At 70.8% G+C, this 25,459-nt stretch carries 20 protein-coding genes; 14 read left to right on the top strand and 6 right to left on the bottom strand.

What is annotated here, in order from left to right; genetic code table 11:
* Window positions 1–130: 130 nt before the first annotated feature.
* From OG866_RS29985 to OG866_RS29965, 5 genes are read left to right on the top strand one after another with little or no spacing between them, the layout of a single operon-like run.
* Window positions 131–1,345, top strand: a complete 1,215-nt coding sequence (locus OG866_RS29985) for an NAD(P)/FAD-dependent oxidoreductase (RefSeq protein ID WP_329339489.1) — start codon at window positions 131–133, stop codon at window positions 1,343–1,345.
* Window positions 1,345–3,960 (top strand): nitrite reductase large subunit NirB, encoded by a 2,616-nt coding sequence (nirB, locus tag OG866_RS29980; protein ID WP_329339488.1) that lies wholly within the window; start codon window positions 1,345–1,347, stop codon window positions 3,958–3,960. The genes OG866_RS29985 and nirB overlap by 1 nt, the downstream gene beginning before the upstream one ends.
* Window positions 3,957–4,307, top strand: coding sequence for a nitrite reductase small subunit NirD (gene nirD / locus OG866_RS29975; protein WP_329339486.1), 351 nt, complete (start codon window positions 3,957–3,959; stop codon window positions 4,305–4,307). Before nirB ends, nirD begins: the two co-directional genes overlap by 4 nt.
* A 55-nt stretch (window positions 4,308–4,362) precedes the next feature.
* Window positions 4,363–4,944, top strand: coding sequence for a TetR/AcrR family transcriptional regulator (locus OG866_RS29970; protein ID WP_329339484.1), 582 nt, complete (start codon window positions 4,363–4,365; stop codon window positions 4,942–4,944).
* A 60-nt stretch (window positions 4,945–5,004) separates the two neighbouring features.
* Window positions 5,005–5,775, top strand: a complete 771-nt coding sequence (locus OG866_RS29965) for an SDR family NAD(P)-dependent oxidoreductase (protein ID WP_329339483.1) — start codon at window positions 5,005–5,007, stop codon at window positions 5,773–5,775.
* 6 nt (window positions 5,776–5,781) lie between these two features.
* Here OG866_RS29965 and OG866_RS29960 read toward each other — a convergent pair whose 3' ends face one another.
* Window positions 5,782–6,708 carry an oxidoreductase gene (locus tag OG866_RS29960; protein ID WP_329339482.1) on the bottom strand — a complete coding sequence of 309 codons (927 nt, stop codon included), beginning with the start codon at window positions 6,706–6,708 and terminating at the stop codon, window positions 5,782–5,784.
* A 186-nt stretch (window positions 6,709–6,894) separates the two neighbouring features.
* Between OG866_RS29960 and OG866_RS29955 the strand changes: the two genes are divergently transcribed.
* The 3 genes from OG866_RS29955 to OG866_RS29945 all read left to right on the top strand — a co-directional run bounded on the left by OG866_RS29955 (window position 6,895) and on the right by OG866_RS29945 (window position 9,201).
* Window positions 6,895–8,055, top strand: a complete 1,161-nt coding sequence (locus tag OG866_RS29955) for an alkaline phosphatase PhoX (RefSeq protein WP_329339480.1) — start codon at window positions 6,895–6,897, stop codon at window positions 8,053–8,055.
* Between the two features lie 93 nt (window positions 8,056–8,148).
* On the top strand, window positions 8,149–8,601 hold the full coding sequence (locus OG866_RS29950; protein WP_329339478.1) for an excalibur calcium-binding domain-containing protein: 453 nt from the start codon (window positions 8,149–8,151) through the stop codon (window positions 8,599–8,601).
* Between the two features lie 174 nt (window positions 8,602–8,775).
* On the top strand, window positions 8,776–9,201 hold the full coding sequence (locus OG866_RS29945; RefSeq protein WP_329339476.1) for an excalibur calcium-binding domain-containing protein: 426 nt from the start codon (window positions 8,776–8,778) through the stop codon (window positions 9,199–9,201).
* Window positions 9,202–9,329: 128 nt separating this feature from the next.
* Here the strand turns inward: OG866_RS29945 and ppdK are convergent, their stop codons facing one another.
* Together ppdK and OG866_RS29935 are read right to left on the bottom strand one after the other, a co-directional pair.
* Window positions 9,330–12,023 carry a pyruvate, phosphate dikinase gene (gene ppdK, locus OG866_RS29940; protein WP_329339474.1) on the bottom strand — a complete coding sequence of 898 codons (2,694 nt, stop codon included), beginning with the start codon at window positions 12,021–12,023 and terminating at the stop codon, window positions 9,330–9,332.
* Between the two features lie 409 nt (window positions 12,024–12,432).
* On the bottom strand, window positions 12,433–13,629 hold the full coding sequence (locus OG866_RS29935; protein ID WP_329339473.1) for an ROK family protein: 1,197 nt from the start codon (window positions 13,627–13,629) through the stop codon (window positions 12,433–12,435).
* Between the two features lie 120 nt (window positions 13,630–13,749).
* Here OG866_RS29935 and OG866_RS29930 point away from each other — a divergent pair, with 120 nt between their 5' ends.
* From OG866_RS29930 to OG866_RS29920, 3 genes are all read left to right on the top strand, one after another.
* Complete coding sequence (locus OG866_RS29930) at window positions 13,750–15,147, top strand: MGH1-like glycoside hydrolase domain-containing protein (RefSeq protein ID WP_329339471.1); 1,398 nt, start codon at window positions 13,750–13,752, stop codon at window positions 15,145–15,147.
* On the top strand, window positions 15,144–17,081 hold the full coding sequence (locus OG866_RS29925; RefSeq protein WP_329339470.1) for an amylo-alpha-1,6-glucosidase: 1,938 nt from the start codon (window positions 15,144–15,146) through the stop codon (window positions 17,079–17,081). Before OG866_RS29930 ends, OG866_RS29925 begins: the two co-directional genes overlap by 4 nt.
* Before the next feature lie 163 nt (window positions 17,082–17,244).
* Window positions 17,245–19,011, top strand: coding sequence for a CDP-alcohol phosphatidyltransferase (locus tag OG866_RS29920; RefSeq protein WP_329339468.1), 1,767 nt, complete (start codon window positions 17,245–17,247; stop codon window positions 19,009–19,011).
* A gap of 387 nt (window positions 19,012–19,398) precedes the next feature.
* On the opposite strand, the gene dusB is transcribed toward OG866_RS29920, so the two are convergent.
* The gene (gene dusB / locus OG866_RS29915) at window positions 19,399–20,541 is read right to left on the bottom strand and encodes a tRNA dihydrouridine synthase DusB (RefSeq protein ID WP_329339466.1); all 1,143 of its coding nucleotides are present in this window, start codon (window positions 20,539–20,541) and stop codon (window positions 19,399–19,401) included.
* 150 nt (window positions 20,542–20,691) lie between these two features.
* Between dusB and OG866_RS29910 the strand changes: the two genes are divergently transcribed.
* A complete protein-coding gene (locus OG866_RS29910) occupies window positions 20,692–22,137 on the top strand; it encodes an MFS transporter (protein ID WP_329339464.1) in 1,446 nt (481 codons plus the stop codon).
* 18 nt (window positions 22,138–22,155) lie between these two features.
* On the opposite strand, the gene OG866_RS29905 is transcribed toward OG866_RS29910, so the two are convergent.
* Entirely contained in the window at window positions 22,156–23,016 is an 861-nt protein-coding gene (locus OG866_RS29905) for a helix-turn-helix transcriptional regulator (RefSeq protein ID WP_443063664.1), read from the bottom strand.
* A 110-nt stretch (window positions 23,017–23,126) separates the two neighbouring features.
* Between OG866_RS29905 and OG866_RS29900 the strand changes: the two genes are divergently transcribed.
* Together OG866_RS29900 and OG866_RS29895 are read left to right on the top strand one after the other, a co-directional pair.
* Window positions 23,127–24,557 carry an MFS transporter gene (locus tag OG866_RS29900; protein ID WP_329339460.1) on the top strand — a complete coding sequence of 477 codons (1,431 nt, stop codon included), beginning with the start codon at window positions 23,127–23,129 and terminating at the stop codon, window positions 24,555–24,557.
* Between the two features lie 92 nt (window positions 24,558–24,649).
* Window positions 24,650–24,856 carry a hypothetical protein gene (locus OG866_RS29895; RefSeq protein WP_329344364.1) on the top strand — a complete coding sequence of 69 codons (207 nt, stop codon included), beginning with the start codon at window positions 24,650–24,652 and terminating at the stop codon, window positions 24,854–24,856.
* 5 nt (window positions 24,857–24,861) lie between these two features.
* On the opposite strand, the gene OG866_RS29890 is transcribed toward OG866_RS29895, so the two are convergent.
* On the bottom strand, window positions 24,862–25,449 hold the full coding sequence (locus tag OG866_RS29890) for a TetR family transcriptional regulator (protein ID WP_329339459.1): 588 nt from the start codon (window positions 25,447–25,449) through the stop codon (window positions 24,862–24,864).
* Between the last annotated feature and the right edge of the window lie 10 nt (window positions 25,450–25,459).

The following is a 25,459-nucleotide window of genomic DNA, read 5'->3' as shown; positions in this document are numbered from 1 at the left end:
TCCTCACAGCGCACCCCGGCCGCCTGCTCCGAACCCTCACACCCGACCCCCGGCGGTGGGGAGGGCAGCGTTCCTCGTGGGAAACAGATGCGATGCGGTCGGGAAACACCCGCACCGCACGCTCCTAGACATGACCTCGAATACGCGTGTGGTGGTGATCGGCGCCGGCCTCGCGGGCGTCCGTCTCGCCCGGCGGCTCGGCGAGCTCGGCACGCCCGTGACACTGATCGGCGAGGAGGAGCACCGCCCGTACAACCGGGTGCTCCTCGCCGAGGTGCTGGCCGGGCGCTACAGCCCCGACGTGATAGCGCTGCCCGCGCCGGCGGAGCTCACCCGCGCCCGGGTCACCGGCATCGACCGCGAGGCCCGGACCGTCGAGTGCGCGGACGGTTCGGAGATCGCATACGGAACGCTGGTTCTCGCGACCGGCTCCAACCCGGTGCTGCCGCCGCTGCGCGGACTGTTCAACGCCGACCACGTCCTGCCGGAGGGCGTCCACGCCTTCCGCACCATGGACGACTGCCTGGGCCTGTCCAAGCAGGTCCGGCCGGGTGTGAAGGCGGTCGTGATCGGCGGCGGGCTCCTCGGGGTCTCCGCGGCCCGGGCCCTCGCCCGGCGCGGCGCCCAGGTCGTCCTCGCCCAGCAGGGCGAGCGGGTCATGGAGCGCCAGCTCGACCCGAGCGCCTCGAAGCTGGTCCAGCGGCACCTCAAGGACCTCGGGGTGGAGATCCACACCGAGTGCCGGGTGCGTGACGTCCGCGTCGTCGGCGGTGCCGTCCGCTCGGTCGAGATGGCCGACGGATACGCCCTCGACGCCGACCTCGTGGTCCTGGCCTGCGGCGTCCACCCGCGGGCGGGCCTCGCGCAGAGCGCGGGCCTGGAGGTCCGCAAGGGCATCGTCGTCGACGACGAACTGCGCACCTCCGACCCGCACATCCACGCCATCGGCGACTGCGTCCAGCACGACGGTGTCCTGTACGGGCTGGCCACTCCGGCCCTCGAACAGGCCGACGTGCTCGCGGAGTTGCTGGCCGGTCGGGCGAACGCCCGCTACACCGGCACCCGTTCGCTGACCCGGCTCACCCTGGCCGGTCCGGACTCCCCCTTCGATCTCGCCGCGTTCGGCGAGACCGAGCCGCGGCCGGGGGACGACGTCGTCCAGCTCACGGACGCCACCCGCGGCACCTACCGCAAGGTCGTCGTCCGCGACGACCGCCTGGTCGGCGGGGTTCTCGTCGGCGAACTCGGCACCGTCGGCGCGCTCGCCCGCGCCTGGGAGGGAGCAGAGCCGCTCCCCGACGACGGCCCGCTGCTCCACCTGCTCACCAACGATGGAGGCTCCTGATGACCGCCAGCCCGGAGGCCACGGAGGCCACCCCCACGATCGTCCTCGTCGGCCACGGCATGGTCGGCCAGCGTTTCCTGGAGGCGCTCGCCGACCGCGGCCTGACCGCCACGCACCGCGTGGTCGTGCTGTGCGAGGAGCCGCGCCCGGCCTATGACCGCGTCGCCCTCACCTCGTACTTCTCGGGCAAGACGCCCGAGGACCTGTCCATGACGGACCTGGAGTTCATCGAGACGCACGGCATCGAGCTGTACGTCGGCGACCCGGCCGAGACGGTCGACCGTGAGGCGAAGAAGGTCACCGCGAAGTCCGGCCAGGTCTTCGAGTACGACGTCCTCGTCCTCGCCACCGGCTCCTTCCCGTTCGTCCCGCCGGTCCCCAACAAGGACGCCGCCGGCTGCTTCGTCTACCGCACGATCGAGGACCTCCTCGCGATCGAGGAGTACGCGAAGACCTCGACGACGGGTGCCGTGGTCGGCGGTGGTCTGCTGGGACTTGAGGCCGCGGGCGCGCTGAAGGGTCTCGGACTCACCTCCCACATCGTGGAGTTCGCGCCGCGGCTGATGCCGGTGCAGGTCGACGACGGCGGTGGCGCGGCCCTGCTGCGGACCATCGAGGAGATGGGCCTGAGCGTCCACACGGGCGTCGGCACCCAGGAGATCGTCGTCGACGAGGCGGGTGCCGTCACCGGCATGAAGCTCTCCGACGGCTCCGAACTCGCCACCGACCTCGTGGTGTTCAGCGCCGGTGTACGGCCCCGCGACCAGCTGGCCCGCGACTCGGGCCTCACGGTCGGCGAGCGCGGCGGCATCGCCGTCGACGAGCAGTGCCGCACGGTGAACGACCCGAGCGTCTTCGCGATCGGCGAGTGCGCGCTGGCCGCCGACGGCCGGGTGTACGGCCTGGTCGCCCCCGGTTACGAGCAGGCCGAGACGGCCGCCGCGACCATCGCCGCCGACGAGGCCGCCTTCACCGGCGCCGACCTCTCCACCAAGCTGAAGCTGCTCGGCGTGGACGTCGCCTCCTTCGGTGACGCGCACGGCACGACCGAGGACTGCCTGGACGTCGTCTACTCCGACTCCCGCGCGGGCCTCTACAAGAAGCTGGTCATCGGCCGCGACGGCACGCTGCTCGGCGGCATCCTGGTCGGCGACGCGGACGCCTACGGCACGCTGAAGGCGTTCACCGGCTCGATCCCGCCGGTCTCCCCCGAGTCGCTGGTGCTGCCCGCCGGTGCCGGGGAGTCGGTGCAGCTCGGCCCGAGCGCGCTGCCGGACGACGCGATCATCTGCTCCTGCAACAACGTCCGCAAGGGCACCATCCGCGCCGCGGTCACCGACCACCAGTGCACCACCGTGCCCGAGGTGAAGAAGTGCACCAAGGCCGGTACCACCTGCGGCAGTTGCGTCAAGGTCCTCGGCCAGCTGGTCAACGCCGAGCTGGAGGCGTCCGGCGTCGAGGTCGACAAGGGCCTGTGCGGCTGCTTCGGGCAGACCCGCGAGGAGCTGTACGAGATCGTCCTCGCCCTGCGCATCAACACCTACCAGGACCTGCTCGACCGGTACGGCCGCGACGAGGCCAAGGGCGGTGACGGCTGCGAGGTCTGCAAGCCGGCGGTCGCCTCGATCATCGCCTCCCTCGCCCCGACGATCGGCGCCGACGTCTACGTCCTCGACGCCGAGCAGGCCGCCCTCCAGGACAGCAACGACCATTTCCTGGCCAACCTCCAGAAGAACGGCTCCTACTCGGTCGTCCCGCGCATCCCCGGCGGTGAGATCACCCCGGAGGGCCTGATCGTCATCGGCGAGATCGCCCGTGACTTCGGTCTCTACACGAAGATCACCGGCGGTCAGCGGATCGACATGTTCGGCGCCCGCGTCGAACAACTCCCCCTGATCTGGACCCGCTTGGTCGACGCCGGCTTCGAGTCGGGCCACGCCTACGGCAAGTCCCTGCGCACGGTGAAGTCCTGTGTCGGCCAGACCTGGTGCCGCTACGGCGTCCAGGACTCGGTCCGCATGGCGATCGACCTGGAGCTGCGCTACCGGGGACTCAGGTCGCCCCACAAGCTGAAGTCGGCGGTCTCGGGCTGCGCCCGCGAGTGCGCCGAGGCCCAGTCGAAGGACTTCGGCATCATCGCCACCTCCGGCGGCTGGAACCTGTACGTCGGCGGCAACGGCGGCGCCACCCCGCGCCACGCGGACCTGCTGGCCCAGGACCTGAGCGACACCGAACTGATCAAGCTGATCGACCGGTTCCTGATGTTCTACATCCGCACCGCCGACCGCCTGGAGCGCACCTCGACCTGGCTGGAGCGGATCCCGGGCGGCCTGGACCACGTCCGTGACGTGGTCGTGGAGGACTCGCTCGGCATCTGCGAGGAGCTGGAGAGCCTGATGGCCAACCACGTCTCGCACTACCGCGACGAGTGGGCCGACACCATCAACGACCCCGAGAAGCTCGCCCGGTTCGTGTCCTTCGTGAACGCCCCCGACACCCCCGACCCGGTCGTCGGCTTCGTCCCCGAGCGCGACCAGATCAAGCCCGACCTGCCGCTGCTGTCCATCGGCATCCGCCCTGCTGAAGACGTCCTGGAAGGAAGCGCCCAGCGATGACCCTGGCACCCGAGACCACCGACCTGAAGGTCCAGCTACAGCTCGACGACAGCTGGTTCACGGTCTGCGACCTGAACGTCCTGCTGCCGGGCCGCGGGGTCGCCGCCCTGCTGCCCGACGGCCGGCAGGTGGCCCTGTTCCGCGACCGCGCGGGCAAGCTGTACGCCATCGACAACCGCGACCCGTTCGGCGGCGCGGCGGTCCTCTCCCGCGGTCTGACCGGCTCCGTCCAGGGACGGCCGTTCGTGGCCTCGCCCCTGCTGAAGCAGCGCTTCGACCTGGAGACCGGGGAGTGCCTGGACGACGAGGCGGTACGGATCACGACGTACGAGGTCCGCGCCGCCTGAGGCACAGCCCATGATTTCTTGACTGATCGTTCCAGCCGGTTCTAGGCTGCTCCCCATGGCCAGGACCAAGGAGTTCGACCCCGAAGCCGCGCTACAGGCAGCTCTGGAGCTGTTCTGGCGGCGCGGCTACGAGGCGACGTCGATGTCCGACCTGGTCGAGCACCTCGGCATCGGCCGCGCGAGCCTCTACGCGACCTTCGGCAGCAAGCACGAGCTGTATCTGAAGGCACTGGAGCGCTATCAGGAGCGACTCCCCGACCTGCTCGGGGAGCTGTCCCAGCCGGGCCCGGTCCTGCCGGCCGTCCGGGCGCTCGTACGGCGTTACGCCGATGAGGCCACCGCCGAGAACCTGCGCCTGAGCGGCTGCTTCATCACCAACACGGCGGCCGAGCTGGCCCCGCACGACCCGGCCGCGGCCCGCCAGGTCGAGCGGAACTGGGACCACTTGGAGACGGTGCTGCACTCGGGCCTGGTCCGCGCGCGGGCGCAGGGCGAACTGCCCGCCGACCGCGATCCGCTGACGCTCGCCCGCATGCTGCTGGTCCTGCTCCAGGGCCTCAAGGTCGTGGGCAAGGCCTCGCCCGACCCCGCCCGGGTGCGGGACGCGGCGCAGCAGGCGCTGGCGCTGCTCGACTGAGAGGCGCCGCTTTTTATTTGGCGCCATACTGAACCGATCGGTCAAGAATAAGGGGAGATCATGACCGCCAGGACACGCTTCACCGACAAAACCGCCCTCGTCACCGGCGCCGGCTCCGGCATCGGCCGCGCGATCGCCTTGGCGCTCGCCGCGGAGGGGGCACAGGTCGTCGCGGCCGGACGCCGTCAGGAGCCGCTGGAGGAGACCGTCCGGCTGATCGAGGAGGCGGGCGGCAAGGCCCTGGCGGTCACGGCGGACGTCACCGACGCCACCGACGTACACGCCCTTGTCGCCGCCGCCGTCGACCGCTTCGGGTCGCTCGACGTGGCCGTCAACAACGCGGGCGTCTTCCGGGGCGGGCAGCCGCTCGCCGAACTCGCGGAGGCCGACTGGCAGGAGCAGCTGAACATCAACGTGACGGGTGTCTTCCTCGCCCTCCAGGCGGAGGTCCGCCAGATGCGCACCCAGCCCTCCGGCGGCGCGATCGTCAACATCGCCTCGATCTTCGGCGTGCACGCCCGCCGTCCCGGCGCCGCCGCGTACTCCGCCACCAAGGCCGCCGTATCGGTGCTGACGCGGGGCGCGGCCCTGGACCACATCCGTGACGGCGTCCGGATCAACGCGGTCAGCCCCGGCGCGGTCGAGACGCCGATGTCCCTGCGTCCGGGCGAGACGGAGGCGCAGCGCACCGAACGGGCGTACGCCACCCTGCCGTTGGGCCGTATCTCCACCACGGACGAGATCGCGGCGGCCGTGCTCTATCTGGCGTCGGACGACGCGTCGTCGGTGGTGGGCACGGACCTGGTGGTGGACAGCGGGGCGACGGCCTGAGGGCACTCAGACCTTCAACACCTCGTACGCCACCCCGGTGAGGTCCTCGGAGGCGGCCCACAGCAGCTCGCCCGCCCGGTCGTTGCTCGTCCAGGGCGCCCGCCAGAACGGCCGGGGTGAGCCGCGCCGGCCCGTGCGGGAGGGGCCGGTGAAGGAGTCGGGCGGGACGTCGGGGGCGGTGGCCGCGTACAGAATGGGGAGCGCGCCGCCCTCCGCGGACTGGGCGAAGAACCTGTTGCCGACCGCCATGAGCCGCTCGACGACCCGCCGCCCGGCCATCCGTGGCCCGGTCTCCTGGAGGTTGGTGGCGGCGTATCCGGGATGAGCTGCGGCGGCCACCACATCGGCCCCGTGCCCGGCGAGTCCGCGCGCCAGCTCATGGGTGAAGAGCAGGTTGGCGGTCTTGGAGCGGGCGTAGGCGACCCAACGCCGGTAGCGGCGCTCGCTGTTGAGGTCGCGGAGGTCGATGTTGGCCAGCGCGTGCGCCCCGCTGGAGACCGTCACCACCCGTGCGGCGGGGGTGTCGAGGAGCCTCGGCAGCAGCAGTCCGGTGAGCGCGAAGTGCCCGAGGTGGTTGACGCCGAACTGCGTCTCGAACCCGTCCGCCGTGGTGCCGTACGGCAGCGCCATCACGCCCGCGTTGTTGACGAGCAGATCGAGGCGGTCCTGCGGGAAGGTGTGCGCGAAGTCCCGTACGGAGGCGAGGTCGCCGAGGTCGAGGCGGGCGAACTCCACCTTGGCGCCCGGCACTTCGGTGACGAGCCGGTCCCCGGCCTCGGTACCGCGTGCCTCGCTTCGGCAGGCGAGCACCACCCGGGCGCCCCGGCGGGCCAACTCCCGTGCGGTGACGTAGCCGAGGCCGCTGTTGGCGCCGGTGACCACGGCCGTGCGCCCGCTCTGGTCGGGGATGTCCTTCTCGCTCCAGCCGGACATGACCGGCCTCCCTCCACCGGTGACGGAAGCCCAGCCTACGAGCGGGGGCACTCCTGGTCATGCGAGCCGTACGCCCGATTCACGCCTTGTCCATGACACGTCAATCCCAGGACCCTAGGGTCCGACAGCGCGCGACCCCGACGCCGACCGGTGGCGGGGCTGTCACGACACCCCTGTGGAGTGAGCGTGGAACGTCGTACCTTCCTCCGTGCGACCGTCGTCGGCGGGGCCTCCGCCGCCTTCGGCGGCTCCCTGTGGCACGGTGCCGCATACGCCGCCCCCGCCCAGCCGGGCACCGGCCCGTACGGGGCACTGGGCTCGCCGGACGCCAACGGGATCCGGCTGCCGAGCGGCTTCACGAGCCGGGTCGTCGCCCGCTCGGGACAGACGGTGAGCGGGACGTCGTACAGCTGGCACAGCGCCCCGGACGGCGGCGCCTGCTACACGGACGGCACCGGCTGGATCTATGTCTCCAACTCGGAGGTCAACCCGAGCGGTGGCGCGAGCGCGGTGAGGTTCTCGTCGTCCGGCGCGATCACGGGCGCGTACCGCATCCTCTCCGGCACCCGGCAGAACTGCGCGGGCGGCAGGACGCCGTGGAACACCTGGCTGTCCTGCGAGGAGGTGGACCGCGGCTTCGTCTACGAGACCGACCCGTGGGGTGTGAACGCGGCGGTGCAGCGGCCGGCGATGGGCCGTTTCAAGCACGAGGCGGCGGCCGCGGACCCGGTACGCAAGGTGATCTATCTGACCGAGGACGAGACCAACGGCCGCTTCTACCGCTTCGTGCCCACGACCTGGGGCAACCTGTCGTCCGGCACGCTCCAGGTGCTGGTGGCGGGCACCGCCGCCTCCGGTTCCTACACCTGGACGACGATCCCCGACCCCGACGGCTCCCCCACGACCACCCGCACCCAGGTCTCGGGCTCCAAGTCCTTCAACGGCGGCGAGGGCTGCTACTACGCCGACGACAAGGTCTGGTTCACCACCAAGGGCGACAACCGCGTCTGGCAGCTCAACCTCACCTCCAGCACCTACGAGTTGGCCTACGACGACTCCCTGGTCACCTCCGGCACGGCCCCGCTCACCGGCGTCGACAACGTCACCGGATCCTCCTCCGGTGACCTCTATGTCGCCGAGGACGGCGGCAACATGGAGATCTGCCTGATCACCCCGGACGACGTGGTCGCCCCGTTCCTGCGCATCGACGGCCAGTCGTCCTCGGAGATCACGGGCCCGGCCTTCTCCCCCGACGGGACCCGCCTGTACTTCTCCAGCCAGCGGGGGACGACGGGGAGTTCGTCGGGCGGGATCACGTACGAAGTGACGGGCCCATTCCGGTCCTAGCCGCATATCGGTCACAGATTGAACACTTCACCTTCACATACGAAGGTGCGCCCATACGGTCATCCCCTCACGTAACACCTCTGGGGGGACACCATGACCAACCCGTACACCGCACCGTCCGCTTCCGGCCCCGCACCCAAGTGGGCCCGGAAGCGGTACGTACTGCCCGCCCTCGCGCTCGCCCTCTTCATTGGCGCCGGTATAGGCGCGGGCGGCGAGGACACCAAGAACGACGCGAAGCCCGCCGCGACCCAGCCGCGGCCGACAGCCACCGTGACAGCCACGGCCACAGCCACGGCGACCGAGACCGCCGAGCCGGAACCCGCGGCGACCGTGACCGCCACGGAGACCGTCAAGGTCACCAGAACGGTCACGGCGCAGGCCGAGGCGGACACCGACTCCGGCTCCGGTTCCGACTCCGACAGCGTCTACTACGCCAACTGCGCCGAAGCCCGTGCCGCCGGCGCCGCCCCCATCCACCGGGGCGAGCCCGGCTACGCCTCTCACCTGGACCGGGACAACGACGGCGTCGGCTGCGACAGTTGACCCGGCGTCAGGCTTGCGGAGAGCTACCGTCCGGTCACGTCACGTTCGTGTCACAGGTCCTTCATACTGCCTCCACAAGTGGGGTCCCTCAATAGGTTCGTCACCTCATAGCTGACCGGCCGTCACTTCTTGATCACGCGTCCGGAGACCCGCACCACCCCGGAGGGACCCGCAGTGAAGCTGCTCCGTAAGCCCGGCGCCATCGTCGTCGCCGCGCTGGCCCTGGCCGTACTCCCGGCGGCCGCCTCGGCCCACGACGGCGACCACCCGTTCGACAACTGCACCGAGGCCTACGCCGCCGGATACGCGAACATCGCAAAGGGCGACGAGCATTACGGCACCCATCTGGACCGCGACGGCGACGGCGTCGGCTGCGACCGGCCGCCCGCGGGCTTCATCCCGGCCGGCGACGACAAGGCGGCCGGGACGGACACACAGGTCAAGACCGGAGAGAAGCAGGCCGCCTCCGACGACCTCGCCGAGACCGGCGGCGGCGACACCACCCCGTATCTCGCGGCCGGGAGTGTGGTCGCCCTGCTCGCCGGCAGCGGAGTCCTCCTGCTGACCCGCAGGCGCCGCGCACCGGCGGGACGCCCGTAAGACATGCCGAAGGGGCGGGACCCCCGCACAGGGTCCCGCCCCTTCTTGGTGATCCGGAGTCGCCGCCCATCGGTGGTGAGGGTCGGGGACGGACGACGACTCCGGCGTCCTGGTGGACCAGCGGTGGGTCAGCGGTGGTCGCTGCCCGCCGACTCCGAGGCCGCGCGGCCCGCCTCAAGACGGGCGACCGGGATGCGGAACGGGGAGCAGGAGACGTAGTCCAGGCCGACCTCGTGGAAGAAGTGGACCGACTCCGGGTCGCCGCCGTGCTCGCCGCAGACGCCGAGCTTGAGGTCGGGGCGGGTCTTGCGGCCCGCCTCGGCGGCCAGCTTCACCAGGGAGCCGACGCCGTCCCTGTCGATCGTCTCGAACGGCGACACCCCGAAGATGCCCTTCTCCAGGTAGGCCGTGAAGAACGAGGCCTCCACGTCGTCCCGGCTGAAGCCCCACACCGTCTGGGTGAGGTCGTTCGTGCCGAAGGAGAAGAACTCCGCCGCCTCCGCGATCTGACCGGCGGTCAGCGCGGCGCGCGGGAGCTCGATCATCGTGCCGATCGCCAGCTTGAGCTTGGTGCCCGTCGCCGCCTCGACCTCCGCGATGACCTGGTCGGCCTCCTCGCGGACGATCTCCAGCTCCTGGACCGTGCCGACGAGCGGGATCATGATCTCGGCGCGCGGGTCGGCCTTGGCGTTCTTGCGCTCGGCGGCGGCCTCGGCGATGGCCCGTACCTGCATGGTGAACAGACCGGGGATGACCAGACCGAGGCGTACGCCGCGCAGACCCAGCATCGGGTTCTGCTCGTGCAGCCGGTGGACGGCCTGGAGCAGCCGCAGCTCGTTCTCGTGCGGCTCCTGACGGGACTCCGCCAGCGCCACCCGGACCGACAGCTCGGTGATGTCGGGGAGGAACTCGTGCAGCGGCGGGTCCAGGAGACGGATCGTCACCGGGAGGCCGTCCATCGCCGAGAACAGCTCGACGAAGTCCTGCTTCTGGAGCGGCAGCAGCTCCTTCAGGCTCTCCTCGCGCTCGGCCTCGGTGTCGGCCAGGATCAGCCGCTCGACCAGCTCACGCCGGTCGCCGAGGAACATGTGCTCGGTACGGCACAGGCCGATGCCCTGGGCGCCGAAGCGACGGGCGCGCAGCGCGTCCTCGGCGTTGTCCGCGTTGGCCCGCACCCGCAGCCGGCGCTTGCGGTCGGCGAACGCCATGATCCGGTGCACGGCCTCGACCAGCTCGTCGGCGTCCTGGGCACCGGCGTGCATCCGGCCCTCGAAGTACTCCACGACCGGGGACGGGACGACCGGGACCTCACCGAGGTACACCTTGCCGCTGGACCCGTCGATGGAGATGAGGTCGCCCTCCTCCACCACATGTCCGCCCGGCACCGTCATCCGCCGCCGCTTGGTGTCGACCTCCAGCTCCTCGGCACCGCAGACACAGGTCTTGCCCATGCCGCGCGCGACGACGGCCGCGTGGGAGGTCTTGCCGCCACGGCTGGTCAGGATGCCCTCGGCCGCGATCATGCCGTCGAGGTCGTCGGGGTTGGTCTCGCGGCGGACGAGGATGACCTTCTCGCCGGAGCGCGACCACTTCACCGCGGTGTACGAGTCGAAGACCGCCTTGCCGACCGCGGCGCCCGGCGAGGCCGCGATGCCCCGGCCGATCTGCTCGACCTTCGCCTCTTCGTCGAACTTGGGGAACATCAGCTGGGCCAGCTGGGCGCCGGTGACGCGCTGGAGCGCCTCGGCCTCGTCGATGAGCCCCTGGTCCACCAGCTGGGTGGCGATACGGAAGGCGGCACCGGCCGTCCGCTTGCCGACGCGGGTCTGGAGCATCCACAGCTGACCGCGCTCGATGGTGAACTCGATGTCGCAGAGGTCCTTGTAGTGGTTCTCCAGCGTCTCCATGATCTGCATCAGCTGGTCGTACGACTTCTTGTCGATCTGCTCCAGCTCCGCGAGCGGCACGGTGTTGCGGATGCCGGCGACGACGTCCTCGCCCTGGGCGTTCTGGAGGTAGTCGCCGTAGACGCCCTGGTGGCCGCTGGCCGGGTCGCGGGTGAAGGCGACGCCGGTGCCGGAGTCGGGGCCGAGGTTGCCGAAGACCATGGAACAGACGTTGACGGCCGTGCCCAGGTCGCCGGGGATGCGCTCCTGGCGGCGGTAGAGCTTGGCTCGGTCGGTGTTCCAGGAGTCGAAGACCGCGTGGATGGCGAGGTCCATCTGCTCGCGCGGGTCCTGCGGGAAGTCCCGGCCGGCCTCGGTCTTGACGATCTTCTTGAACTTGGTGACGAGCTTCTTGAGGTCGGCCGCCTCCAGGTCGGTGTCGACCACGACCTTCTTGGCCGCCTTGGCCGCCTCAAGGGCCTCCTCGAAGAGCTCGCCGTCGACGCCGAGGACCGTCTTGCCGAACATCTGGATGAGACGGCGGTACGAGTCCCAGGCGAACCGCTCGTCGCCCGCCTGCTCGGCGAGGCCCTTCACCGACTTGTCGGAGAGGCCGATGTTCAGGACCGTGTCCATCATGCCGGGCATGGAGAACTTGGCGCCGGAGCGGACCGAGACGAGGAGCGGGTCGTCGGCCTGGCCGAGCTTCTTGCCCATCCGCTTCTCCAGGGCGTCGAGGTGGGCGCTCACCTCGTCACGCAGTGCCACCGGCTCCGCGCCGCTCTCCAGGTAGACCTTGCAGGCTTCGGTCGTGATGGTGAAGCCGGGGGGAACGGGGAGCCCCAGGTTGGTCATCTCGGCGAGGTTGGCGCCCTTGCCACCCAGGAGGTCCTTGAGGTCCTTGTTTCCCTCGGTGAAGTCGTAAACGAACTTCACTGCGTGGGTTTCTACGTTTTCCGACACGGTTCTCGACTCCCTCGAGGACGCGGTGGCTGCCCTGACGGCCAGGAACATACCCAGATCGAAGGCTCATGGGTACGTCCACTTGCGCGTCATGTGCTCGTAACCAGCCCTCTGCCAGCAGATCGAAAGTCAAAGCTTGGCAAGCAATCGGGTGATCATGTGTTCACTTCTTGAACGCGCACCCCCGGAAAGCCCTCCCCAGACGCTCATCTGAGCAGCTTTCATCACGTCTGATTTCGATCGATGAACGATCAAGGGGTGGCACTGGGTGCCACCCCTTGGAGAAGTGCAGTCGACCAAGATCCGCTCATCTGAGCGTAACCCTTATCAGAGGTGGCGAGAATCACGCCGTCCCGGAGAGCCGGGTACCACGATGCGGACGTCACACACCGAGCGCCAGCAGGCGTTCCTCCACCCGCCCGGGCGCATACAGATGCTCCACGACCAGGGCACCCGCCCCCACCAGCCCGGCCCGCTCCCCGAGCCGTGAGGTGACGACGTCCAGATGAGCGGTGGAGCGCGGCAGCGCCCGCTGGTACAGCAGCTCACGCACCCCGGTGAGGAAGGGAGTTCCGGCCAGATCCCCGGCGATCATCAGCACCCCGGGGTTCAGCAGCGTCACGACGGTCGCCAGCACGTCCCCCACCTGCCGCCCGGCCTCCCGGGCGAACGCGGCGGCCGCCGGATGCCCGGCGGTCAGCAGGTCCCGCACATCCGAGCCGGAAGCGGCGGGCACCCCGCTCTCCGCCAGCCGCCGCGCCACGGCACCGCCACTGGCGACGGCGGCGAGACAGCCGTAGGACCCGCACCGGCACAGCGCGTCGGCGCCCACCCGGATGTGCCCGAGGTCCCCCGCACCTCCGTCGATGCCCCGGTAGATCGAGCCGCCGACCACCACGCCCGCGCCGATCCCGGTGGACACCTTGACCAGCACAAAGGCGGAACACTCCCCGTACCCCGTGCGCTGCTCGCCGTACGCCATGAGGTTGGCGTCGTTGTCGACGAGGACCGGGACCCGCCCGGCGCCCGTGTGCTCGGCGAAGGCTCTCGCCAGGCGCTCTCTTATGTCGTAGCCGTCCCAGCCCGGCATGATCGGCGGCTGGACGACCCGGCCGGTCTCGCTGTCGACCGGCCCCGGCACGGCGAGCCCGATGCCGCACACCTCGTCGGCCCGGTGCCCCGCCTTCTCCAGCAGCTCGGCGAACCAGCGGCCCAGCTCGCCCAGCACCATGTCGGGGCCATCCTCGATGGCCAGGGTGCCGCTGTGCTCGGCGAGGAGTTCGCCGGTCAGGGAGAGGACGGCGGCGCGGGCGTGCCGGGTGTCCAGGTCGGCGGCGAGGACGACGGCATGGGAGTCGTCGAACTCCAGGGTGATGGAGGGCCGTCCACCGAGCGGGGAGTCGACCGGACCGCCGGCCCCTTCGCGCAGCCAGCCGGCCCGGAACAGCCGGTCGAGGCGCTGGCCGACGGTGGCCCGGGACAGTCCGGTCACCTGCTGGAGGGCACCACGAGTCGTCGCTCGTCCGCTTCGCACCAGTTCGAGCAGTTCGCCGGCGCTCGCTTGAGCACGACCACTCATGCGCACCCCCTTGTGTTTCTCAAGCTTGCATTACATATTGAGTTTTGCGTGTTAAATAGACGTAACTCTACGGTGGCCACGACCGAACCGGTCGGGCCGAACGTCTTCGGGGAGCCCCGAGTGGATCGCACCGCCCAGCTGACCTCGTACGGCCTGGCCCGTCCCTTCGTATACGAACCGGACGTCACGACACATTCTCTGCACGTCAGGGCTGCGCGGGTACTGGAGGCCAACTGGACGGGCACCTCCACCGTCCCCTCCCGCAGCCTGTACCCGCACCAGTGGTCCTGGGACTCGGCGTTCATCGCCATCGGACTGCGGCACATCTCGCCGCTACGGGCGCAGACGGAACTGGAGACGCTGCTCGACGCCCAATGGGGTGACGGGCGGATCCCGCACATCGTCTTCAACCCCTCCGTACCGCTCGACGCGTACTTCCCGAGCCCCGACTTCTGGCGCTCCTCGACCGCGGGGCGCGCTGCGGGCGCCCCGCGCACCGTACAGACGTCCGGCATCGTGCAGCCACCGGTGCACGCGCTGGCCGCCTGGCTGGTGCACCGCGCCGACCCGGGCCTGTCCCGGTCCCGCGGCTTCCTCGCCCGGGTCCATCCCCGGCTGGCGGCCTGGCACCGCTATCTCCTGCACCGCCGCGACCTGGGCGGCGCCGGCCTCGCGTCGGTGGTCCACCCGTGGGAGCAGGGCATGGACAACAGCCCTTGCTGGGATGCCCCGTTGAGCCGGGTGACGCCCGCCCCGGCCCGCTCCTTCCGCCGCGCCGACCTGGACCACGGCGCCCCGGAGGACCGCCCCACCGACCTGGACTACGGCCGTTACGTGCGCCTGGCGACGGACTACCGGGACGGTGAATACGCGGACGGCTCCAGCGAGTTCGCCGTCGAGGACCCGTCCTTCAACGCCCTCCTCATCGCCTCCGAGCACGCGCTGGCCCGGATCGCCGAGGAGTTGGGAGTACCGGGCACGGCCCGCCGCACCAGGGCCGAACGCCTCACCACCGCCCTGATCGACCGCCTGTGGGACCCGGCGGAGGGCATGTTCTTCTCCCGGGACGTCCGCACCGCGGCCCTGATCCCCGAACGCGGCGTCTCCGGTCTGATCCCCCTCCTCCTGCCCACGCTCCCCCGCCCTATCGTGACGGCCCTGGTCCGCACCACGGCCTCCAAACACTTCGGACTCGGCGGCGCCACCCGCCTGGTCCCCAGCTACGACCTGCTCGGCGAGGCCTTCGACCCGCACCGCTACTGGCGCGGCCCGGCCTGGTTCAACACCAACTGGCTGCTGGAGCGGGGCCTGCGCACCCACGGCGAACGGGGCCGGGCCGCCGCCCTGCGCAGAGCGGTCCTGCACCTCGCCGACACCACGGACTTCGCGGAGTACGTCGACCCGTACACCGGCGAGGCCTGCGGGGCGACCGGCTTCGGCTGGACGGCCGCGCTCTCGCTCGACCTGCTCCACAGCGCCACCACACTCACGGGATCCAAGGGAGGGGACCGGGAATGACGGACCGGCATCATCTGCTCGTACGCGGCGGGACGTTCGCGGCCGTGGGCGACAGCGGGGACATCACCGGAGTCCGGGGCGGCAGCACCCCTGACGGCTTGTTCGTACGCGACGCCCGCCACTTGAGCCGCTGGCAGCTCACCGTGGACGGCGCGGTACCCGAAGCGCTGACCCCGGTGGCCGACGGCGACACGGCCCGCTGTGTCCTGGTCCCCCGAGGCGGCCGCAACGAGCCGCCCGCGTACACGATCTTCCGCGAACAGGCGGTGGGCGACGGCTCCTTGGTCGAATCGGTCCGCCTGACCAGCAACCGCCCGGTCCCCACCACCCTGCGCCTCGCGATCACGGCGGACGCCGACTTCACCGACCAGTTCGAACTCCGCTCCGACCACCGCACCTACACCAAGCCGGGCGCCACCCGCTCCCGCGAAGTCCTCGACGACGGCGTGGAGTTCATCTACCAGCGCGGCGAATGGCGCTCCTGTACGACGGTGACGGCGGAGCCCGCCCCCGACGCGGTGGAGGAGACCGGCACCGGAGCCCGTCGCCTGACCTGGACCCTGGACCTGGCCCCGCACGGCACGGCCGAGTTGACCCTCCGGGTCATGGCCCGCCCGCACGGCGACAAACGCGCCCGCCGCGTCCCGCAGTCCCCCACCTCTCTCACCACCGAACTCCTCGCTCTGGAAGGCGAGTTCGTGGAGGGTGTGGCCTTCCCGACCGGCTGGCCCGAACTGGCCGCCGCCTGCGCCCGCGGCCTCGCCGACCTGGCCTCGCTCCAGGTCCCGGCGACGGGCCCGGACGGCGAGACCCTGCGCGTCCCGGCGGCGGGCGCCCCCTGGTTCCTGACCCTGCTGGGCCGGGACGCCCTGCTCACCTCCCTCTTCGCCCTCCCCTACCGCCCCCAGCTGGCGGCCGCCACCCTCCCCGCCCTGGCCGCGGCCCAGGCGACGGAGACCGGCACGGACCCGGTGACCCAGCCGGGCAAGATCGTGCACGAGGTACGGCACGGCGAGCTGGCCCACTTCGGCCAGGTCCCCTACGGCCGCTACTACGGCTCGGTGGACGCGACCCCGCTCTTCCTCGTCCTCCTCGGCGCATACGTCGAACAGACCGGCGACCTGGCCCTCGCCCGCCGCCTCGAAGCCCACGCCCGCGCGGCGATCGGCTGGATGCTGGACCACGGCGGCCTGACCTCCCGCGGCTACCTCGTCTACCGCGCCGACCAGGGCGGCCTCGCCAACCAGAACTGGAAGGACTCCCCCGGCTCGATCTGCTCCTCCGACGGCACGAGGGCCACGGGCGCGGTGATGGCGGCGGGCGCCCAGGGCTACGCCTACGACGCGCTGCGGCGCACGGCATGGCTGGCGCGGACGGTATGGAGCGACGAAACCTACGCCGCCCTCCTCGAACAGGCCGCCGCCGACCTCCGCGACCGCTTCCAGCAGGACTTCTGGATGCGGGACCGCTCCTTCCCCGCCCTGGCCCTGGACGGCGAGGGCCGCCCGCTCGACGCGCTGGCCTCGGACGCCGGGCATCTGCTGTGGTCGGGGCTGCTGGACAAGGAGTACGGCGAGATGGTGGGCCGGCGTCTGCTGGAACCGGACTTCTTCTCGGGGTGGGGCGTCCGAACCCTCGCGGCCGGGCAGCCGGCGTACCACCCGTTGTCGTACCACCGGGGTTCGGTGTGGCCGCACGACAACGCGCTCATCACACTGGGCCTGGCTCGCTACGGACTCCATGACGAGGCGCGTTCAGTGGCCCACGGCCTGGTGGACGCGGCGACGGCCGCCGGCCATCGACTCCCGGAGGTCATCGCCGGGTACGGCAGGGACACGCATCGGGAGCCGGTGCCTTATCCGCACGCGTGTGTGCGGGAGGCTCGTTCGGCTGCGGCTCCGTTGGCGTTGCTGACCGCGGTAGGGGGTGCGTAGAGGGTTTGTACGGCGGGTGCGGGTGGGTTGTGGCTTGTCGCGCCCAAGCGGCGGAGCCGCACCTTGACACAGCCCCTCGCCCCTGAAGACAGGGCGTTGAACAGCCGTTTGCTTTGTGTTTGCCCGGAACCTCTGAACAGCCACCCACGGCACCCCGTACCCGATGGTGGCGGGTCCGAGACCCCATGTCGGACCCGCCACCACGCCACCGGGTCCCGCACGGAAGGTCCTCCGGGTGTCTGTCTCCACAAGCACGCCCCCGCCGACCGAGGACGTCGTCCTCGACGCCCCCGAACGCCCCCGCCCCCCGATCCTCCGCTGGACGATCACCACCCTCGCCGCCCTGCTCGTCCTGTCCGCACTGCTTCTCCCCAACACACTGCCCGCCCTCAAGCCCAACCGGTTCACGCGTATCCCGGTCGAGGCGATCATCGGGGCGGCGGTGGCACTGTGGCTGCCGAGGCGCCCCAGGACCATCGTGGCGGCGGTGTCCGGAGTGGGCCTGGGCGTCCTGACGGTCCTGAACCTGCTGGACATGGGCTTCCGGGACTATCTGGGCCGGGGCTTCAACATGATCCTCGACTGGGAGCTGCTGGACGACGCGCAGTCGTACATGAAGGACTCGATGGGCACAACGGTGACGGTGTTCGCCACCATCGGCGCCGTCCTCCTCGTACTGCTCCTGCTCTCACTCACCGCACTCTCGATGGTCCGGCTGAGCAACGTGCTGGCGGCGAACCGGGGGACGGCCACCCGGGGCACCCTGATCGCGGCGATGGCGTGGATCACCTGTTACGCGCTCGGGCTCCAACTCGCCGGGATGCCCATAGCCTCGGACCGGGCCGCGGCGGCGCTGAAGATCCAGGCGACGCGGGTGACGGACACGATCCGCGACGAGGCGGCGTTCGCCCGCGAGGCCAGGTCGGACACCTTCGGGGCGACCCCCGGCAGCCAGCTCCTGCCCGACCTCCGGGGCAAGGACGTGATCTTCACGTTCATCGAGAGCTACGGCCGCAGCGCGATCGAGGACCCGGTCATGGCGCCGGGCGTGGACCAGACCCTCACCACCAGCACGGCGGCCCTCAAGAAGGCGGGCTACAGCGCCCGCAGCGGCTGGCTGACGTCGGCGACGTACGGCGGCAGCAGCTGGCTGGGCCACTCCACCACCATGTCCGGCCTGTGGATCGACAACCAGCAGCGCTACCGCACGGTCATGGCCAGCGACCACCTCAGCCTCACCAAGGCCTTCCAGAAGACCGGCGCCTGGGACACGGTGGGCGTCATGCCGGGCATCCAGAAGGGCTGGCCCGAGCAGCGCTACTACGGCCTGGACAAGGTCTACAACGCCTTCCAACTGGGCTACCAGGGGCCGAAGTTCAGCTGGTCGACCATGCCCGACCAGTACGCCCTGGAGGCCTTCCAGCGCCAGGTCCACGGCAAGAAGCGGGACAAGCCCCTGATGTCGGAGATCATCCTGACCTCCAGCCACCAGCCCTGGGCCCCCATCCCCAAGATGGTCGACTGGGACGACCTGGGCGACGGCAAGGTCTTCAACCCCATCCACCAGGCCGGCAAGAACCCCTCGGACATCATCACCGACCCCACCAAGTCCCGTGCGGAGTACGGCAAGTCGATCCAGTACTCGGTGACAGCCCTCACCCAGTGGCTGGAGCGCTACGGCACCGACGACACCGTCCTGGTCTTCCTCGGCGACCACCAGCCCATAGCCCGCGTCAGCGGCGACCACGCCAGCCGCGACGTCCCGATCTCCATCGTCGCCAAGGACCCCAAGGTCCTCGGCAAGATCACCGACTGGAACTGGACAGCGGGCCTGAAGCCGGCCCACAACGCCCCGGTCTGGAAGATGAGCTCCTTCCGGGACCGTTTCCTGAAGGCCTACGGCTCAACACCGCACCCCTCCACAGGCTGAGCAAGTCGACCGGCTGCGGGTACGCCGTGGCTGGTCGCGCAGTTCCCCGCGCCCCTAGGGACGTGACCCGCACGGGCGTATGGAGGGGACACGCACGCCCCCCAGGCACCCGCACCCGCCCACGGCGGAAGGAAACGTGTCGGCGCTGGCGCCCCCGCACCCCCACCGGAGCCACAGCGCGCGACGGCGGGACGCGCACCCCCGCGGCGCGGCACCCGCGTACGGCGGCAAGGGGACGTGTCGGGGGGGTGTCCGCCCGCAGCGGTTGGCGCGTCAACACGGGCGCCCTCTATAGCTGACCGATTCCGCGCCGTTCCGAGGACGGACACCCCCCGGCGCGGCCCCGACCCACAACGCACCGAACCGCGCCCGACCGCGAACCCGCACTCAGCCGCCGGACGTGTCCAGCTCCGCGTCCTCGCTCACGCCCGCGCAGTCGTACGGGTCCTTGAGCCAACCGTCCGGCAGGACGACCCGGTTGTTCCCCGACGTACGCCCCCGAGGACCGTCCGCCCCCACCGGCCACGCCTGGTCCAGGTCCAACTCGTCCAGCCCCGACCGCAGTTCCTCCAGCGACGACGTGATCGCCAGCCGCTTGCGCATCTCGCTGCCGACGGCAAAGCCCTTCAGATACCAGGCGACATGCTTACGGAAGTCGACAACACCCTTGGTCTCACTGCCGATCCACTCGCCGAGCAGCGCGGCATGGCGGACCATGATGTCCGCGACCTCCCGCAACGACGGACGCGCGATGTCCTCCGTACGCCCCTCGAACGCGGCGACCAGATCGGCGAAGAGCCACGGCCGCCCCAGGCAGCCCCGGCCCACGACCACACCGTCGCACCCGGTCTCGCGCACCATCCGCAGCGCGTCCTCCGCCGACCAGATGTCCCCGTTCCCCAGCACCGGAATCTCCGGCACATGCTCCTTCAACCGCGCGATGGCGTCCCAGTCGGCGGTCCCCCCGTAGTGCTGCGCCGCCGTACGCCCGTGCAGCGCGATCGCCGTCACGCCCTCCTCGACCGCGATCCGCCCGGCGTCGAGGTACGTGATGTGGTCGTCGTCGATGCCCTTGCGCATCTTCATCGTGACCGGCAGATCACCCGCCCCCGACACCGCCTCCCGCAGGATCGCCCGCAGCAGAGGCCGCTTGTAGGGCAGCGCGGACCCGCCGCCCTTCCGCGTCACCTTCGGCACCGGGCACCCGAAGTTCAGGTCGATGTGATCGGCGAGACCCTCCTCCGCGATCATGCGGACGGCTTTGCCGACGGTCGCGGGATCGACGCCGTACAGCTGAACGGACCGAGGCTTCTCGCTCTCGTCGAAGTGGATCAGCTGCATGGTCTTCTCATTGCGCTCGACCAACGCCCGCGTAGTGATCATCTCGCTGACGAACAGCCCCTTGCCTCCACTGAACTCCCGGCACAGAGTGCGGAAGGGCGCGTTGGTGATCCCGGCCATGGGGGCCAGGACGACAGGCGGCTGAACGGTGTGCGGCCCGATCTGAAGGGGCGCGGCGGTCGTGGACATTCCCCCATTGTCGCGTACGCCGAACAGTGCCCTCCGCTCACTTCCCGCCCACCTCCCCTCGACCCCGACTCGAATCCCACTCGAATCCCACTCGATCATGTACCGACCATTAGTTAGACGCACTATCGAAATGGGCGTACGCTGGACGCCATGCCCGAGCTCAGCCATCGCCGACGCCTCCTCGTCCTCGCGATCTGCTGCATGAGCCTGCTGATCGTGAGCCTCGACAACACGGTCCTCAACGTCGCCCTGCCGTCCATGCAGCACGACCTCGACGCCATCACGTCCGGCCTCCAGTGGACGATCGACGCCTACACCCTCGTCCTCGCCTCACTGCTGATGCTGGCCGGCTCCACCGCCGACCGCATCGGACGCAAGCGCGTCTTCATGGCGGGCCTGGTCGTCTTCACGATCGGCTCGGTGCTCTGCTCCCTCGCCCCGAACCTGGACGCGCTCATCGCCTTCCGCATGGTGCAGGCGGTCGGCGGCTCGATGCTCAACCCGGTCGCGATGTCGATCATCACGAACACCTTCACGGACCCGCGCGAGCGCGCCCGTGCGATCGGTGTGTGGGGCGCGGTGGTCGGTATCTCGATGGCGGCCGGACCGATCGTGGGCGGCGTCCTCGTCGACTCCGTCGGCTGGCGCTCGATCTTCTGGATCAACCTCCCGGTCGGCCTCGCCGCCCTCCTCCTCACCCTCCGCTACGTCCCCGAGTCCCGCGCCCCCCAGGGCAAGCGCCCCGACCCGCTCGGCCAGGTCCTGGTGATCGTGCTGTTCGGTGCGCTGACGTACGCGATCATCGAGGCCCCGAACGCCGCGTTCACCTCGACGCTGCCGTACGCCGTACTCGCCCTGGCCGCGCTGCTGGGCATCCTCTGGTACGAGCCCCGGCGCGAGGAGCCCCTCATCGATCTGCGGTTCTTCCGGTCGGTGCCGTTCAGCGGGGCCACGGTGATCGCGATCAGCGCGTTCGCGGCGCTGGGCGGCTTCCTGTTCCTGTCGACGCTGTATCTCCAGAACGTCCGGGGTCTGGACGCCCTGCACGCCGGTCTGTGGATGCTGCCGATGGCGGTGCCGACGTTCCTGTGCGCGCCGCTGTCCGGGCGGCTGGTCGGCAACCGGGGCCCCCGCGTTCCGCTGTTGATCGCCGGGTTCGCGATGACGGCGAGCGGCGTGATGTTCGCGGCGTTCGACGCGGAGACCTCGAACGTCACGCTCTTCGCCGGGTACGTCCTGTTCGGCATCGGCTTCGGGTTCGTGAACGCCCCGATCACCAACACCGCGGTGTCCGGGATGCCGAGGGCGCAGGCGGGGGTGGCGGCCGCGGTCGCCTCGACCAGCCGGCAGCTGGGGCAGACACTCGGCGTCGCGGTGATCGGCGCGGTGCTGGCGGCGGGCGTGGGCTCGTCGTCGTACGCCCAGGCCTTCGTGTCGGCCGCGGGCCCCGGCTGGTGGATCCTGGCCGGGTGCGGCTTCGCGGTGCTGGTGCTGGGCGCCCTGAGCAGCGGGGTGCGGGCCCGGCGCAGCGCCGAACGGGTCGCCGAGCGACTGTCGACCACCGAGGTGCGGGAAGCCGCGAAGGTGTCCGCCTGAGAGCAGCGGCTCCCCCGCTCAGCCCACCTTCGTCGAAGCAAGCTCCTGCAAGCGCTCCAACCGCTCCTTCGACTCCTCGTCCGCCGGTACGTACGTCACCATCCGCGGCCCCGCCTCCGGCCCCAGCCACATGTCGGTGTGTTCCACGGTGATGCAGCCGACGTACCGGTTGAGGAACTCCTTGCGCTTGGTGCGGTGGGCGACGACCTCGTGCCGTTCCCAGATCTCACGGAACTCCGGGGACTCCGTGCGCAGCCGCTTGAGCAGCATCTTCCAGGCGGGCTCGGCGAGATGGCCGGCCATGGTCGCGCGGAAGCGGGCCGCCATGAGGCGCTGGGTCTCCTCCAGGTGGACGAGCGAGGAGCGCCACTGCTCATGGGTGAAGGACAGGACCATGCAGTTGCGGTCCTCGGGCGGCAGGGCGTCGAGGTCGCAGAGGAGCAGGCCGTAGGTGCGGTTGTAGGCGAGGATGTCGTACCGGCTGTTCTGGACGCAGGCGGGGATCGGCTCCAGCTGTTCGAGGACGTGGCGCAGGGCCGGGGTGACCGTCCGGCAGGTCGTCGCCGGGGTGGGATCCACGGCGCCCGCCAGCTGGAAGAGATGGGCGCGCTCGCTGGGGTCGAGGAGCAGGGTGCGGGCCAGCGCGTCCAGGACCTGGACGGAGACCTGGATGTCCCGCGCCTGCTCCAGCCACGTGTACCAGGTGACGCCGACCGCCGAGAGGTGCGCGACCTCCTCGCGGCGCAGCCCGGGGGTGCGGCGCCGGCGACCGCGGGGCAGGCCGACCTGCTCCGGGGCGATGTGCTCACGGCGGTGGCGCAGAAACGCGGCCAGCTCGTGCCGCCGGATGTCCGTGGCACCCTGAGCCATGGTGGTCATCGTCGTCATACCTCCAGCGTGCCGCCGCCCGGACCCTGTTTCCAGGTACTCCTTGTACCAGGATAAAGACACTCTGGTACCCGTCTGAAGGGAGGCGGACGCTGGAGCACGTGACTACCGAAACCATCACCCCACGTCACGTCCGCACCGCGGAGGCGTCACCCGAGCTCGGCGGCCTCGGCCTCTTCACCGTGCTGCTCGCCGCGGCCCTCCCCCTGATCGACTTCTTCATCGTCAACGTCGCCTTGCCGAGCATCGCCGCGGACCTGTCCGCGAGCGAGTCGGTGCTCGAACTCGTCGTGGCGGGCTATGGACTGGCGTACGCCGTGCTGCTCGTCCTCGGCGGCCGGCTCGGCGACCTTTTCGGCCGGCGCCGCCTCTTCCTCGGCGGTATGGCGGCCTTCGGCCTGACATCGCTGGCGTGCGGGCTCGCGCCGACCGCGTGGACGCTGGTCGCGGCGCGGATCGCGCAGGGCGCGGCGTCGGCCGCGATGCTGCCGCAGGTGCTCGCCACGATCCAGTCGACGACCACCGGCTCCCGGCGCGCCAAGGCGATGAGCCTGTACGGCGCGACGGCCGGCCTGTCCATGGTGGCGGGCCAGATCCTCGGCGGGGTGCTCGTCTCCGCGGATCTGTGGGGCACCGGCTGGCGTTCGGCGTTCCTGGTGAACGTGCCGGTCGTCGTGGTCGGCCTGGTGCTGGCGGCCCGCGCCGTCCCGGAGACCAGGGCGCGGCGCCCGGAGCCGGTGGACGGTCCCGGCACGGTCCTGCTGGCGGCGTCGCTGCTGGCTCTGCTGGCCCCGCTGACCGAGGGCCGTGCGGCGGGCTGGCCGCTGTGGACGTGGCTGTCGCTGGCCGCTTTCCCGGTACTGGCGGCGGCGTTCTACGCGGTGGAGCGCCGGGCGGACCGGGCGGGCCGTACGCCGCTGGTCCCGCCGAGCCTGTTCGCGCTGGTGTCGCTGCGCCGGGGCCTGGTGCTGATCCTGCCGTTCTCGATCGGGTTCAGCGGCTTCATGTTCGTCATCGCGGTCGCCCTCCAGAAGGGCGCGGGCCTCGGCCCGGTGCAGGCGGGGCTCGCGCTGTTCCCGCTGGCGGTGACGTTCCTGTTCACGTCCATCGCCGGGCCGCGGCTGATCAACCGGTTCGGCACCCGGGTGGTGACCGCGGGCGCCCTGATCCAGGGCGTCGGGCTGACGCTGATGGCGCTGGCCGCGTGGCGCGAGTGGCCGGACCTCGGTCTGGTGACGCTGCTGCCGGGCGGGGCGATCGCCGGGGTGGGCCAGGCGCTCCAGCTGCCGGTGATCTTCCGGATCGTGCTGTCCGAGGTGCCGCCCGCGCGGGCCGGCGTGGGCAGCGGCGTGATGGTCACCACCCAGCAGGCGGCCCTGGCGCTCGGTGTGGCCACCCTGGGCAGCCTGTTCCTCTCCCTGACGCCCGGCCTGGGCATGCGGGACGCCCTGATCGTCACGCTCCTCGTCCAGCTGGCGACCGTGGCCCTGACGGGCCTGCTGAGCCTGCGCCTGCCGCGGACCGTCGGGTGAGGACTGTTCACGCTTCAGCGAACTCACCGTGAAGAAACCCCTGTTGATGTTGTTCTTGCTGCACACTGCCTCACCGGAGGCGAGGTGTCATGGTGCAGCAGATCAACACGAGCAAGGTGAGCCGCTGGGACCAGCACGGGCGGGAGCATGTCGTCCAGGTCCTGCGCAAAGGCCCGCAGCGCACGATCAGATGCGACACCTGCGGCTGGAAGCAGGCCGCACAGTTCCTGCCCTGGCTGAAGGCGGAGGAACACCTGACGCAGGCCCACCAGGCGACGGTGAACCCGAGCGAGGCGTAAGGCCGTCAGGCGCGCAGGCCCCGCACCACGAGGTGGACGACCGCCTCGAAGTCGGCCTGGGTGCCCGGGTGTTCCCACTCCCGGGCGTACCGCGGGTCGTGGAAGCGGGCGGTCGCCTGGAAGACCGCGCGGGCCGACGCCGCCGGGTCCGACACGGCGAAGACGCCCGCGGCCACGCCGTCCCGGAGGATCCGCTCCAACTGGACGGTCAGGTCGGACATATGGGTGCCGACCACCAGGCCGTTCTCCTCGGCCAGCACCATGTAGGTGGCGAACAGCTCCGGGTCGCCGCCCGCCTTGCGGCGCTTGAAGTCCAGCAGCGCGGCGAGCCAGTCGCGCAGCCGCGCCTCCGGGTCCCGGTCGGCGGCGGCGATGTCGGCCAGCGACACCGAGCCCCGGTCCAGCCAGCGCTTGGTGACCGCCTCCCGCAGGGCGGCCTTCGTGCGGAAGTGCCGGTAGACGCTGCCATGGCTGACGCCGAGCGCCCGCGCCACGTCGACCACGGTGGCCTTGGCCGGGCCGTAGCGGCGCAGCACGTCCTCGGTCGCCTCGAGGATGCGCTCGGCGGTCAGGGGCTCGCTGGTCGTCGGCATACCCAGACCG

Source organism: Streptomyces sp. NBC_00663 (assembly GCF_036226885.1).
In the GTDB taxonomy this organism is placed as follows: Bacteria; Actinomycetota; Actinomycetes; order Streptomycetales; family Streptomycetaceae; genus Streptomyces.
This window is presented reverse-complemented; position numbering and strand designations above follow the sequence as displayed.

What these genes read in the sequence shown, in the direction of transcription:
- OG866_RS29960 (WP_329339482.1), bottom strand. Translation starts at nt 6,708, where the DNA reads ATGTCCGGCTGGAGCGAGAAGGACATCCCCGACCAGAGCGGGCGCACG.
- nirD (WP_329339486.1), top strand. Translation starts at nt 3,957, where the DNA reads ATGACCCTGGCACCCGAGACCACCGACCTGAAGGTCCAGCTACAGCTC.
- OG866_RS29965 (WP_329339483.1), top strand. Translation starts at nt 5,005, where the DNA reads ATGACCGCCAGGACACGCTTCACCGACAAAACCGCCCTCGTCACCGGC.
- OG866_RS29925 (WP_329339470.1), top strand. Translation starts at nt 15,144, where the DNA reads ATGACGGACCGGCATCATCTGCTCGTACGCGGCGGGACGTTCGCGGCC.
- nirB (WP_329339488.1), top strand. Translation starts at nt 1,345, where the DNA reads ATGACCGCCAGCCCGGAGGCCACGGAGGCCACCCCCACGATCGTCCTC.
- OG866_RS29935 (WP_329339473.1), bottom strand. Translation starts at nt 13,629, where the DNA reads ATGAGTGGTCGTGCTCAAGCGAGCGCCGGCGAACTGCTCGAACTGGTG.
- OG866_RS29950 (WP_329339478.1), top strand. Translation starts at nt 8,149, where the DNA reads ATGACCAACCCGTACACCGCACCGTCCGCTTCCGGCCCCGCACCCAAG.
- OG866_RS29905 (WP_443063664.1), bottom strand. Translation starts at nt 23,016, where the DNA reads ATGACCACCATGGCTCAGGGTGCCACGGACATCCGGCGGCACGAGCTG.
- OG866_RS29910 (WP_329339464.1), top strand. Translation starts at nt 20,692, where the DNA reads ATGCCCGAGCTCAGCCATCGCCGACGCCTCCTCGTCCTCGCGATCTGC.
- OG866_RS29890 (WP_329339459.1), bottom strand. Translation starts at nt 25,449, where the DNA reads ATGCCGACGACCAGCGAGCCCCTGACCGCCGAGCGCATCCTCGAGGCG.
- dusB (WP_329339466.1), bottom strand. Translation starts at nt 20,541, where the DNA reads ATGTCCACGACCGCCGCGCCCCTTCAGATCGGGCCGCACACCGTTCAG.
- OG866_RS29970 (WP_329339484.1), top strand. Translation starts at nt 4,363, where the DNA reads ATGGCCAGGACCAAGGAGTTCGACCCCGAAGCCGCGCTACAGGCAGCT.
- OG866_RS29920 (WP_329339468.1), top strand. Translation starts at nt 17,245, where the DNA reads ATGGTGGCGGGTCCGAGACCCCATGTCGGACCCGCCACCACGCCACCG.
- OG866_RS29985 (WP_329339489.1), top strand. Translation starts at nt 131, where the DNA reads ATGACCTCGAATACGCGTGTGGTGGTGATCGGCGCCGGCCTCGCGGGC.